Origin of the sequence: Streptomyces sp. CWNU-52B, assembly GCF_047444975.1 — a bacterium.
Lineage (GTDB): Bacteria > Actinomycetota > Actinomycetes > Streptomycetales > Streptomycetaceae > Streptomyces.
This window is the reverse complement of sequence record NZ_JBLFJV010000050.1, coordinates 378856-390999: the sequence shown is the minus strand read 5'-3', so window position 1 is coordinate 390999 and position 12144 is coordinate 378856. Positions and strand designations below refer to the sequence as shown.

The following is a 12144-nucleotide window of genomic DNA, read 5'->3' as shown; positions in this document are numbered from 1 at the left end:
CGGACCACCATGCCCGACATCGAGCCGTACGAGAACGCCCTGGACGCCATCCCCGGCGCCCACCCCTACCCCCGCACCAGCCGCTACCACGACGCCGAGATCGGCGTGCACCGCCAGGCGGACGGCACCGAGGTCCGGTACGCCAAGCGCCGGTTGCTGCCCCCGCTGCCCGACGCGGGGGACTCGCAGGACGAGGGCCAGGACCACACCGTCAGCAGCGGTGAGCGCCCCGACCTCCTCGGCCAGCGCTACTTCGGCGACCCCGCCCAGTGGTGGCAGATCGCCGACGCCAACCCCGTACTCGACCCGCGGGAGCTGACCGACGAGGCCGGCCAGGTCATCGAGGTGCCCCTGCCCGGCGGCTTCCCGCGGTCGGACCGGGGGGACCGGCGTGTTTGACGTCCCCGTGGGGCAGGGCCCCGTCCACATCACCCTCCGCATGGGACCCAAGCTCACCCGCCCCGTCCCCGCCGAGGTCACCGAGGCGCTGCTGTCCGCCCAGATCACCGCCACCGCCGGCGAACGCAGCGGCTTCCAGCTCGCCTTCGACCTCACCAAGAACGGGCTCATCAACCGCGCCCTGCTCCCGGAGGGCTTCTTCGACCCGAAGACCCGCGTCATCGTGTCGGTGAGCGTGAAGGGCACGGCCGAGGTGCTCCTGGACGGCCTGATCGTCCGTCAGGAGGTCGGCGCCAGCAACCAGCCGGGCCACTCCACCCTCACCGTCACCGGCGAGGACCTGTCGCTCCTGATGGACCTGGAGGAGCGCACCGACCGCTACCCCAACCTGCCGCCGTCCGAGCGCGTCCTGGCGATCCTGCGCCGGTACTCCGACTACGGCATCCGGCCGGACGTCTACACGGAGAAGGTGGCCCAGCCGCCCCACCAGGACCTGCGCGTCCACTACCAGACGAGCACCGACCTCCAGTACGTCAACGAACTGGCCCGCGCCAACGGCTACACCTTCTACCTGGAGCCGGGCCCCACCCCGGGGCAGTCGTCCGCCCGCTGGGGCCCCGAGGTCCGCCTCGGCATCCGCCAGCACGCCCTCAACGTCAACATGGACAGCAACTCCACCGTCGACCAGCTGACGTTCTCGTACGACGGCACGGCACGCGAGGAGCCGCAGGCCCGCTGGCAGGACCCGGGGACCCGGCAGTCCACCCTCCTGCCGCAGCCACCCATCAGCCCCCTGCGCCCGCCGCTCGGCAGGCGCCCCACGCCCGCCCTCAAACGCCGCACGCTCTCCGGCACCGCCAAGCAGCAGCGCGAACAGGCCGAGGCCGAACTGCTCGCCCGCGCCGCCGTGTCCGCCGACGTCATCGCGGGCTCCGGCTCGCTCGACGTCAACCGGCACGGCTACATCCTCCAGCCCCGCCAGCTGGTCGGCGTCCGCGGCGCCGGACGGGCGTACGACGGCGACTACTACGTCAAGTCCGTCACGCACACCCTGCGCCCTGGCTCCTTCCAGCAGAACTTCACCGTCTCCAGGGAGGGACTGGAAGCCCGCAGCGCCTACGTCAGGCCCTGACCCCGCGCCATCCCCAAAGACCAGGACCAGCCCACAGACCAGGAGCAGTTCAGCATGGCGGCACCCAGCAATCGCTACCTCGGCAAGTTCCGCGGCCGGGTCGTCGACAACAACGACCCGTTGCGCATCGGCCGCGTCACGGCCGAGGTCCCGGACGTCCTCGGCGACGAGCCGTCGACCTGGGCGCTGCCCTGCCTGCCCTTCACCGGACCGGAGTCCGGCCAGTTCGTGGTGCCGCCGACCGGCGCCGGCGTCTGGGTGGAGTTCGAGCAGGGCGATCCCAGCTTCCCGATCTGGACGGGCTGCTGGTACGGGGCCGCCGAGGAGCTGCCGCCCGACGCGCGCCGCGAGTTGCAGGCGAACGTCGCGAACAAGCCGGTCGTCGTGCAGACGCCCCTGGCGCACAAGCTCGTGATGAGCGACACCCCGGGTGCCGAGCAGGGGATCCTGCTCCAGGCCCAGGGCGGCGCGTACATCCGCATCACCGAGGAGGCCGTGGTCATCGCGACCGGCGCGGGCGCCGAGGTCGTGCTGCGCGGAAACCAAGTGACGATCAACGAGGGCCAGTTGACCGTGCTCTCGAAGCGATAGGAAGACGGGGGACCCATCAAGTGTCCAGTGCAACAGGGGCGTCCGGGGGCCTGCTAGGCGCCGGAGCCGTGATCAGCTGCCCGCACGGCGGCCGTGCGAGCACCGCCACCACATCCACCGCCGCCGTACTCGTGGACGGCCGTCCCGTCGCCACGGCCACCGACGGCTACGTCGTGACCGGCTGCCCGCACACCGTCGACGGCGTGCCCGTGCCCTGCGTCTCCGTCCGCTGGACGGCCGACGGCGGCACCGGGGTCACCGTCGGCGGCGCGGCCGTGCTCCTCGACACCTCGGCCGCCCAGTGCTTCACGGCGGCCCTCGTGCCGCAGGGGCCGCCCGTCGTCCAGCCCGACCGGCGAAAGGTGACCGTCCGATGAGCCCACGCACCCGCACGCGTACCGACATCGCGTTCCCCTTCCGGGCCGACCGCCGTGGCCGTACCGCGCACGCCCGCCACGACGAACACGTCCGCGACCTCATCGAGCAGGTGCTGTTCACCAGCCCCGGCGAACGCGTGATGCGCCCCGACTTCGGCTGCGGGCTGCTCGACCTGGTGTTCGCCCCCAACAGCCCCGAGCTGACCAGCACCCTCGAACTGTCCGTGCAGGCATCCCTGCAGCGCTGGCTCGGCGACCTCGTCGACGTGGTGGCCCTCGACGTGATCAGCGAGGACGACACCGTCCGCGTACACCTCTCGTACGCCGTGCGCTCCACCGGGACGCGCCGCGACGACGTCTTCGAAGGGAGGGCCGCCGCATGAGCACCACCTCGGCCACCTCCAACTCCACCTCCCGGCGGGCGAAGGCGAGAGCCGCCCAGCTCAACGGAGTCGACGCCGTCGAGGTCGGCGACGACGGACTCACCCTCACCGTCACGTTCCTCGGCAAGGCCCCGCACGGCCTGTGCGCCGAGAACGTACGCATCGACGGCGGCCGGCGCGTCAGCGGAACCGACATCACGGTCGTCGACCTCGGCGTCGAGCGCGAGGAGGACCCCGAACTCGACGACCGGCTGTACGTCACCCTCGACCGGGCGGGCGACACCTCCCGCTACCGGCTCTCCCTGGTCGAGACCGACCCGTACGGGCGCCCCGGCACGGAACCCTTCCGCGGCTTCGACCAGCGCTATCACAGCGCCACCTTCGCCTTCCGCCCCGACTGCCCGACCCCCTTCGACTGCGCGGACGACAGTTACGGGAGCGAGAGCCACCAGGGCGGCGGGGGCCACGGGCCGCACGAGTTCCCCGTGGCACCCGTCGTCGACTACACCGCCCGCGACTACGAGACCATCCGCAAGCTGCTCCTGGACCGGCTCGCGCTCACCACCCCCGACTGGGTCGAGCGCAACCCCGCCGACCTGGGCATGACGCTCGTCGAGATGCTCGCGTACACCGGCGACCAGATCAGCTACCAGCAGGACGCCGTCGCCACGGAGGCGTACCTCGACACCGCGCGCCGCCGGGTCTCGGTCCGCCGGCACGTCCGGCTCATCGACTACGCGATGCACGACGGCGCCAACGCCCGCGCCTACGTCACCGTGGCGGCCGCGGGCGACCACACGCTGCTCCCGGGCACGTACCGGTTCGCCTCCGTCGACGTACGCGCCCTCGACCCGCACGACCGCCCGGAACCCGGCACGGTCATCGGCGACGGGGACCTAGCCGAACTCGACGAGCGCGGCTCGGTCGAGGTCTTCGAACCGGTCGCCGCGGCCGACCCGTTGGAGCTGCGCGCCGCCCACAACACCATCCGGCTGTGGACCTGGGGCGGCGAGGTGCGCTCCCTGCCCGGCGGCGCCACCGCCGCGACCCTGCGCGACGAGTGGCGCGACACGGAGACCTGCGAGGAACGCCGACTCGCCCTGCGCCCCGGTGACCTGCTCGTCCTGGAAGAGGTGAAGGGACCGCGCACCGGCACACCGGGCGACGCCGACCCCACCCACCGCCAGGCCGTACGGCTGACATCCGTCACCCCCGGCGTCGACCGCATCGAGGACCAGCCGGTCCTGGAGGTCACCTGGGCCGCCGAGGACGCCCTGCGCTTCCCGCTCTCCCTCACCGCACGCGGCGGACGCCACTGCGAGCCGGTCGAGGACGTGACGGTCGCCCGCGGCAACGTCGTCCTCGTCGACCACGGCCGCTCACTGAACTGGTGCGGCGACGGCCTCCCGGAGACGGTGACCGTACCGCCCGCACCCGCCGTCGTCGGCTCCTGCGCCCCCGCGGTCTTCGGCTGCGGCGACCGCGACGAGGGCAACGCACCCGCCCGCCTCGTCAACTCCCTCACGGACAAGGCCGAGTGCGGCGATCCGCTCACCCCCCACGACGTCCGCGAACTGTTCGACGTGGTCGGCGAGGACGCGACCGTACGCGCCGGACTCGGCCTGGAACTCACCGGGCAGCGGCACGGACGGCACACCAGGAACGAGACGGGGGCGGCGGGGGCCACCGCGCCCGGAGGAGGGGAAGGCGGCGAGGGCCGGGTCGTGCCCCATGCGGCGTACGCGCAGGCCGCGGCCCTCCGAACGCTGCTGGCCCAGTCCGTGTACCCGGGCATCACCCCTCGCTTCCGCCCGGTCCTCGGTCGCTCTCCCGTTACCCAGGCCGTGCCCTTCCCCGACCCCTCGGCCGTCGCCACCGGCCAGGCCGACCGGATCGCCGCCATCCCGGGACGGGTCGAACAGCGGCTGGTCGAACTGTGGCGCAGCGCCCGCGACCGCGACGGGCTCGGCGACCCCGAGATCGCCGAACTCACCGTGCTCTACGGCCTGAAGATCCTGGAACGCCTCGAACTGCGCCGCCACCCGGTACGCGCGCTGCGTGAACTCCTCTTCCGCAGCGACCGGTTGCTCGCCGCCAAGCTCCGGCGCGTCCAGGTGCTCACGGCACGGGCCCGCGCGGGCACGGTCCTCGACGGGCACATCGCCTGGGAGATCGCGCACAGTTGGGGCCCCGCGTACGCGGACGGACTGCACCCCGACGAGCAGGTCCTGCGCGGTCCCGCCTCGGCCGCGCTCCGGCACGACCCGCGACAGGCGCTGCCGGCCGTCCGGCTCCACGAGCACGAAGGGGACACGACCTGGGAGCCGCGCCGCGACCTGCTCGACAGCACGGCCCGTGACCGGCACTTCGTCGGTGAACTGGAGGACGACGGCCGCCTCGCCCTGCGCTTCGGCGACGGCCGCCGCGCTGCCCGGCCCACCCCCGGCACCCGGCTCGAACTCCGCTACCGGCTGGGCGGCGGCACGGCGGGCAACGTGGGCGCGGAAGCCATCAACCACGTCGTCCTGTGCGAGGCCGCCGACGGCGACCACGAGACGCCACCCGTGACCGGCGTCCGCAATCCGCTCCCCGCCGTGGGCGGCACCGAGCCCGAACCAGTCGAGCAGGTACGCCAGTTGGCGCCGCTCGACCTGCGCCGCACCCGCCTGCGCGCCGTCACCGCGGACGACTACGCGGCCCTCGCCTCCGCCCTGCCCGGCGTCCAGCGAGCAGCCGCCACGATCCGCTGGACCGGCAGCGGCCAGGAGGCCCACATCGCCGTGGACGCGTACGGCGCCGGAGCCCCCACGCCTGAGCTCCTCGCCGAGGTGACCTGGGCGTTGGAGGCGTACCGCCGCATAGGCCACGAGCTGGTGGTCGGCGCGGCCAGGCCGGTGCCGCTGGACATCGCGCTGCGGGTCTGCGCGAAACCCGGCCACCAGCACGGCCAGATCCTGGCCGAGCTGTACCGCGTGCTCGGCCGGGGCCGCCTCCCGGGCGGTCGGCTCGGCTTCTTCCACCCGGACGCGCTCACCTTCGGCGAACCGGTCCGGCTCAGCCGCCTGGTCGCCGTCGCGGCCGCGGTGCCGGGCGTCGAGTCCGTCCAGGTGACCCGTCTGCGAAGGCTGTTCCACGAGGACCGAGGAGAGAGGGAGGACGGCGTGCTGCGGCTCGGCCCGCTGGAGATCGCCACCTGCGACAACGACCCCGACCGACCGGAGAACGGCCGGTTGGCGATTTCCCTCGGAGGTGCCCGATGAGCGACGACGACTGCACCTGCGGCGGCGCGTGCGGCGGTCACGACGAGCGACTCGCCCCCGTGCCGATCCACAACCCTCCCGGCCGCACCGCCCTCGACCACCGCGTCGGCGACTACGGCTCCTTCCTGGCGGCCCTGCTCGACCGGCTCGCCTCACCCGCGTACCCGGCGCTCGAAGGCCTCACCGTCCGCACCCCGGACGACCCGGCGCTCGGCCTGCTCGACGCCACCGCCGTCCTGGGCGACCTGCTCACCTTCCACTCCGAGCGGATCGCCGACGAGGCCTATCTGCGCACGGCCGACGAGCACCGCTCACTGGCGCTGCTCGGCCGCCTGGTCGGGCACCGGCCGCGCCCGGGAGTCGCCGCCGCCACCCATCTGGCGTACAGCCTCGAACGCGACGCGCGCGCCGAGACCCTGCCCGTGGTGATCCCGCGGGGCGCGCGCAGCCACAGCGTGCCCGCGTCCGCCGACGAGGAGTCGCAGACCTTCGAGACGAGCCGCGACCTGACGGCCCGCTGGGACTGGAACGAACTGAAGGTGAGGCGCCGCCGGCCCTCCCTCGTCACCCCGCAGGACTTGGAGCGCCGCTCCGGACTCTTCGTCGAGGGCACCGCCAACTCCCTCGCGGTCGGCGACCAGTTGCTCTTCGTCTTCGGTGAACAGGCGGGCGGGCAGCGGCTGCTGCTGCCCGTGGCGAGTGTCCGCGTCGACCGGGACGACGAGATCACCGTGATCGGCCTGCCCCGGTCGGCCCCGCCCACCTTCAGGGAACTCGTCGACGAGGTACGCCGCTGGACCACCGAGCCGGCGGCCCCGGGGGAGCCGGGAGAGGAGCCGCCCACCCCCGAGGTGCCCAACCCGCGCCCGGTCAGCCGCCTCGTCGACGACCTCGACGACCAGGTCCTCGCCCCGCTGCGCGCCGACCTGGACGGCATCGGCACACCGGAGAGCCTCGCGGCCCGGCTCGCCGAACCCGTCGCCCGCCTCGGGGAGGCCCAGGTCCTCGCGACGCCGTACGACGACGTGGCGGCCTGGTTCGAGCAACTGGAGGCGGTACTGGCCGAACTCGCCGAGCGCGCCCTGGAGCTGGCCCCCTCGCAGCCGGTGCCTCCGGCGGAGGGACAGCCCCTGGCGGCCCCGGCGGAACCAGGCGCCCCGGCCTCGACGCCCGGATCGGCATCGGTATCGGCACTGTCGGCCGGCCGCCGTGAAGCCGCCCTGGACACCCTCGGCTCCGTCCTGCCCGCACTGCGCGGCAGGGCCGCCCCCACCTCCGTCTCCACCGCGGGGGCGGCCGGGACCCGGCGCCCCGGCGCGGACACGGCCCGCCTCCTCTCCGTCCTCGACCCCGGCCTGACCGGCCTCTACCCGGCCTGGCGCACGGCCGCCGCCCCCGCGGACCCGCAGCTCCTGCGGGAACTGCTCGCCCTGCGGGTGAGCGCCGCCCCCTTCGGTGCGATGGCCCCGCTCAAGCCCGTCCAGGACGACCGGGGCCGGGTCATCCGCACCGCGGACTGGCCCCTCACCGGCGCCTCGCTCGTCAGCATGCGCGTCGTGTTCGACACGGCGGGCAGGACCCCGGTGCGGGCGGAGTTCCAGTACGTCGAGGGCAGCAGCTCCGACCAGCGCGCGGAGAACCTCCCCGTCACCGCACCGGTCACCTTCCGCCTCGGCACGGGCGAGGTGGACCTGTCCACCCGCGCGGGCCAGGACCGCGAGCTGAGCTGGCTCAACCGGCGGCCCACCGACTCGCAGGAGCCCGGCGTCACCGCGGTGCTCCGGGCGGGCCTGCCCGAGCGGACCCTCTTCGTGTCCCGCCCGGACGCCGACGGCCTGATCCACGTGGGCGTCCACAACGGCACCTCCGAACAGGTCACCCTGCGGCCGGGGGTACCCGAGCAGTTCACCCACGGCGAGTACGAGGTGAGCCTCACGTACACCGTGGGCAGCTCCGCGCCGAACGTGGAAGTGGTCATCGCCTCGAAGCCGGAGCCCGCCAACCGCCGTGTCCTGCAACTGGACTCGGTGCGCGACGGCATCACGGTCGGCAGCTGGGTGGCGATCCAGCGCCCCACCAAGGGAGCCGAGGGAGGCGTCCCGGGCGACGCCGCCCTCGCGTACGTCACCACGAAGGTCGTGGCCACCCGCACGGCCGCGTACACCAACTACGGCATCACCGGCCGGGGCACCGAACTCGTCCTGGCCGACCCGTGGCTGGACGAGTTCGACGTCCTGCTCTCGCACATCCGCGACACCACCGTGCACGCGGCGGGCCAGCCGCTGCGCCCGGCCGACGAACCGCTCGGCGAGGACGTGCACGGCAACGAGATCGAACTCGCCGAGCTGTACGACGGGTTGCGGCCCGGCCGCACCCTGATCGTCGAGGGGGAACGCAGCGACGTACCCGGCGCGGCCGCCGTCCGGGCCACGGAGGTCGTCACCGTCGCCGCCGCCGAGCCCGCGGTCGACCCGCGACTCCCGGGCGACCACGTGCACACCGAGCTGACGCTCACCGCGGACCTCGCGTACCGCTACCGCCGTGAGAGCGTGCGGATCCTCGGCAACGTCGTCGAGGCGACGCACGGCGAGGGCCGCGACGAGGCGATCGGCAGCGGCGACTCGGACCGGGTGAACCAGACGTTCGCGCTCTGGCAGTCACCTCTCACCTGGCTCGCCGCCGACAACCCGCTCGGCGCCACCCCCGTCCTGGAGGTGCGCGCCGACGGCGTGCTCTGGCACGAGGTCGACAGCCTCGCGGGCCGCTCCCCGCGCGACCGGGTCTACATCACCGGCACCACCGCCGACGGCCGCACCACCGTGACCTTCGGCGACGGCGTCCACGGCGCCCGGCTGCCCAGCGGCCACGAGAACATCCGCGCCCGCTACCGCTTCGGCACCGGCAAGGCCGCCAACGTCGCCGCGGGCCGTGTCACCCAGGCCCTCACCAGGCCACTGGGCGTCTCGGCGGTCACCAACCCACGCCCCGCCACCGGCGGCGCCGACGCGGACGGCCCCGCCCTCACCCGCCGCACCGTCCCCCTCGCGGTCTCGGCCCTCGACCGGCTGGTGTCGGAGACCGACTACGAGGACTTCGCCCGCTCCCGGGCCGGTATCGGACGGGCCGCCGCACGCGAACTCTTCGACGGACGGCGCCGCGTGCTGCACGTGACGGTCGCGGGCACGGACGACGTGCCCGTCGCGGGCGACGGCGGCGACTCGCCCCTCCTGCGGTCCCTGCGCGGAGCGCTCACCGAGTACGGCGACCCGAACCTGCCGGTCCGGGTGGACGCCCGTGAACTCGTCGCGCTGCTCGTCTCCGCGCGGGTGAAGGTGGCGCCAGACCACACCTGGGAGATCGTCGAACCCCGCCTGCGCCAGGCGCTGCTGCGCCGACTCGGCTTCGAGGGAAGGGAGTTGGGACAGCCCGCCCGGCTCTCCGACGTCCTGGCCACCGCCCACCAGGTGCCCGGCGTCGACTACGTGGACGTCGACGTCTTCACCGGCGTGCCCGCCGCCACGAGCGCCGAGGAACTCACGAGCCTGCTCGCGGACCCCGGCCCGCCGAAGGCGTCGGTCCCGGCGCGCGGGGCGACGTACGACGAGAGGACCCACACCGTCCGCGCGCAGGACGGCGAGACGCTGTCGGAGATCTGCGCCCGGTACGGCGTCCCGCTCGCCGGACTCCTGCGCCTCAACCCCGACATCACCGACACCCGCCGCCTGGCGAAGGGCCGTTCGGTGTACGTCTTCCGCGGCATCCGCCCGGCCCAGCTCGCGCTGCTGTCGCCGAAGGCCGCGGACACCCTGATTCTGACGGAGGTCAAGTGATGTCCAGGGAACCGGACGGACTCGCCGAGCTGCTTCCCCAGTGGCACCGGCTGCGGGACGCCCAGGAGGGCGAGCCGCTGCGCGCCCTGCTCGCGGTGATGGCCGAGCAGCTCGACCTCGTACGGTCGGGGGTCGAGCAGGACTACGAGGACCTGTTCGTCGAGACGGCGGCGCCCTGGGTGCTGCCGTACCTCGGCGACCTCGTCGGCTACCGGACCCTGCCCGGCTACGAGCGGGTGCTCACCACCGGGCTGCGCGGCGGGAGTCAGGCCGCGCTCACGGAGGCCGTCGCCCCGCGCGCCGACGTCGCCGCCACGGTCGCCAACCGCCGCCGCAAGGGCACCCTCCACCTCCTCGAAGAACTCTCCGAGAAGGTGGCCGACTGGCCCGCCCGCGCCGTCGAACTCTCCCGCCACGTCGCCCACCAGCAGCCCGTGAAGCTGTACGGCACCGGGGACGGAGCGGGCCGGCGCGGCACCCGTGGGCGGCTCGCCGACCTCAGGGACGGCTCCGCACTCGACCTGGCGGGCGGCCCCTTCGGCGAGGTGGCCCGCTCGGCCGACGTCCGCAGGGCCGACTCCCGCCACCGGCAAGGGGGTTGGACCCCGGCGGGCGTCGGGCTCTACGTCTGGCGCCTGAAGGCGTACGCACTGACGAGCTCGCCCGCCTACTGCGTCGACCGGGCCCGCAACCTCTACACCTTCTCCATCCTCGGCAACGACACCCCGCTCGTCACCAAGCCCGTCCCGGAACCCTCACCCACCCACATCGCCGCCTTCGACAACGTGCCGGACCTCATCCACCGCCGGGGGCTCCACGACCGCCTCGCCGACCACTACGGCCCCGGCAAGAGCTTCGTCATCCGGCGCGACGGCGAGGACCGGCCCGTGCCGCCCGCCGACATCGTGGTCGCCGACCTGTCCGACTGGCGCTACCGCCCCAAGCGCGGCCAGGTCGCCGTCGACCCGGAGCGCGGCCGGATCGCCTTCGGCGCACGGACCGCGCCCCGCAAGGGCGTCTGGGTCGACTACCACTACGCGGCAGCCGCCGACCTCGGCGGCGGCGAGTACGCCCGTGACCGTGAACCGCGCCCGGACGCCACCGTGTTCCGGGTCGGCCCCGGCGAGAGCCACCGGCAGATCATGGACGCCTACCGGGCCTGGCAGCACGACCGCAGGGCCGGCCGCTGCGGACCCGAGGGCATCATCGAGATCACACACAGCGGCGCCTACCAGGAGCAACTGGACTTCGACCTCGACCCGGGCGACCGCCTCGAACTGCGCGCCGCCGAGGGCACCCGCCCGGTCGTCCGGCTGCTCGACTGGTACAGCAACCGCCCCGACGCCCTCAACATCCGTGCCCTGTCGGACGACTGCGCACCCGGCGAGCGGCCCCGGATCGTACTCGACGGGCTGCTCGTCACCGGCCGCGGCATCAACGTCACCGGGCCGATGGGCGCCGTCGTCGTACGCCACTGCACCCTCGTGCCCGGCTGGTCCCTGGAACCCGAGTGCGACCCCCACTCGCCCGAGGAACCGAGCATCGTCCTGGAACGCACCACCGCGTGCCTCCAGATCGAGCACAGCATCCTCGGCACCATCGAGGTCATCGGCGACGAGGTCTCCGAGGAACCCCTCGACATCCACCTGCGCGACAGCGTCCTGGACGCCACCGCCGACGACCGCGAGGCACTCTCCGCCCCCGACTGCCGGCACGCCCACGCCGTCCTGCACCTGCACCGCACCACCGTGATCGGCGAGATCCACACCCACGCGGTCCGCGTCGCCGAGAACTCGATCTTCACCGGACGCCTCCACGTGGCCCGCCGCGGCATCGGCTGCCTGCGCTTCTCGTACGTCCCCACCGGGTCCCGTACGCCCCGCAGGTACCGCTGCCAGCCGGACCTGGCGGGCCCGGGGCAGGCCGCCCGGGTACGGCCGAGGTTCACGTCCGCGCGGTACGGGACGCCCTGGTACGGGCTGCTGGCCGACCGGTGCGCCGAGGAGATCAGGCGCGGCGCGGAGGACGGGGCCGAACTCGGCGCCTTCCACGACCTGTACCGGCCGCAACGCGAGGACAGCCTGCGGGCACGGCTCGCGGAGTACACACCGGCGGGCACGGACGCGGGGATCTTCTTCGTGACGTAGACCCCGCTCCACCCACCCCACGACT

At 73.8% G+C, this 12144-nt stretch carries 8 protein-coding genes; all 8 read left to right on the top strand.

Translation table 11 applies throughout. The annotated features are described in order from the left end of the window. The first annotated feature begins 9 nt into the window (after nt 1-9). Genes ACLVWQ_RS34575 through ACLVWQ_RS34540 form a run of 8 tightly spaced genes read left to right on the top strand, consistent with a single transcriptional unit; the run spans nt 10 to nt 12119 of the window. On the top strand, nt 10-399 hold the full coding sequence (locus ACLVWQ_RS34575; RefSeq protein WP_414113190.1) for a hypothetical protein: 390 nt from the start codon (nt 10-12) through the stop codon (nt 397-399). Further along, entirely contained in the window at nt 392-1531 is a 1140-nt protein-coding gene (locus tag ACLVWQ_RS34570) for a hypothetical protein (protein WP_414113189.1), read from the top strand. The genes ACLVWQ_RS34575 and ACLVWQ_RS34570 overlap by 8 nt, the downstream gene beginning before the upstream one ends. A 54-nt stretch (nt 1532-1585) precedes the next feature. Then, the gene (locus ACLVWQ_RS34565) at nt 1586-2122 is read left to right on the top strand and encodes a phage baseplate assembly protein V (protein WP_414113188.1); all 537 of its coding nucleotides are present in this window, start codon (nt 1586-1588) and stop codon (nt 2120-2122) included. Between the two features lie 20 nt (nt 2123-2142). Beyond that, entirely contained in the window at nt 2143-2499 is a 357-nt protein-coding gene (locus tag ACLVWQ_RS34560) for a hypothetical protein (protein ID WP_414113187.1), read from the top strand. Then, nucleotides 2496-2882: a GPW/gp25 family protein gene (locus ACLVWQ_RS34555; protein WP_414113186.1), complete on the top strand. Its 387-nt coding sequence runs from the start codon at nt 2496-2498 to the stop codon at nt 2880-2882. Before ACLVWQ_RS34560 ends, ACLVWQ_RS34555 begins: the two co-directional genes overlap by 4 nt. Continuing rightward, on the top strand, nt 2879-6142 hold the full coding sequence (locus ACLVWQ_RS34550; RefSeq protein WP_414113185.1) for a putative baseplate assembly protein: 3264 nt from the start codon (nt 2879-2881) through the stop codon (nt 6140-6142). Before ACLVWQ_RS34555 ends, ACLVWQ_RS34550 begins: the two co-directional genes overlap by 4 nt. Further along, nucleotides 6139-9972, top strand: a complete 3834-nt coding sequence (locus ACLVWQ_RS34545; RefSeq protein WP_414113184.1) for a putative baseplate assembly protein — start codon at nt 6139-6141, stop codon at nt 9970-9972. Before ACLVWQ_RS34550 ends, ACLVWQ_RS34545 begins: the two co-directional genes overlap by 4 nt. Next, nucleotides 9972-12119: a hypothetical protein gene (locus ACLVWQ_RS34540; RefSeq protein ID WP_414113183.1), complete on the top strand. Its 2148-nt coding sequence runs from the start codon at nt 9972-9974 to the stop codon at nt 12117-12119. The genes ACLVWQ_RS34545 and ACLVWQ_RS34540 overlap by 1 nt, the downstream gene beginning before the upstream one ends. The last annotated feature ends 25 nt before the right edge of the window (nt 12120-12144 follow it).

Coding starts and splice junctions, on each gene's coding strand:
- ACLVWQ_RS34545 (WP_414113184.1), top strand. CDS start 6,139: ATGAGCGACGACGACTGCACCTGCGGCGGCGCGTGCGGCGGTCACGAC.
- ACLVWQ_RS34555 (WP_414113186.1), top strand. CDS start 2,496: ATGAGCCCACGCACCCGCACGCGTACCGACATCGCGTTCCCCTTCCGG.
- ACLVWQ_RS34575 (WP_414113190.1), top strand. CDS start 10: ATGCCCGACATCGAGCCGTACGAGAACGCCCTGGACGCCATCCCCGGC.
- ACLVWQ_RS34540 (WP_414113183.1), top strand. CDS start 9,972: ATGTCCAGGGAACCGGACGGACTCGCCGAGCTGCTTCCCCAGTGGCAC.
- ACLVWQ_RS34550 (WP_414113185.1), top strand. CDS start 2,879: ATGAGCACCACCTCGGCCACCTCCAACTCCACCTCCCGGCGGGCGAAG.
- ACLVWQ_RS34565 (WP_414113188.1), top strand. CDS start 1,586: ATGGCGGCACCCAGCAATCGCTACCTCGGCAAGTTCCGCGGCCGGGTC.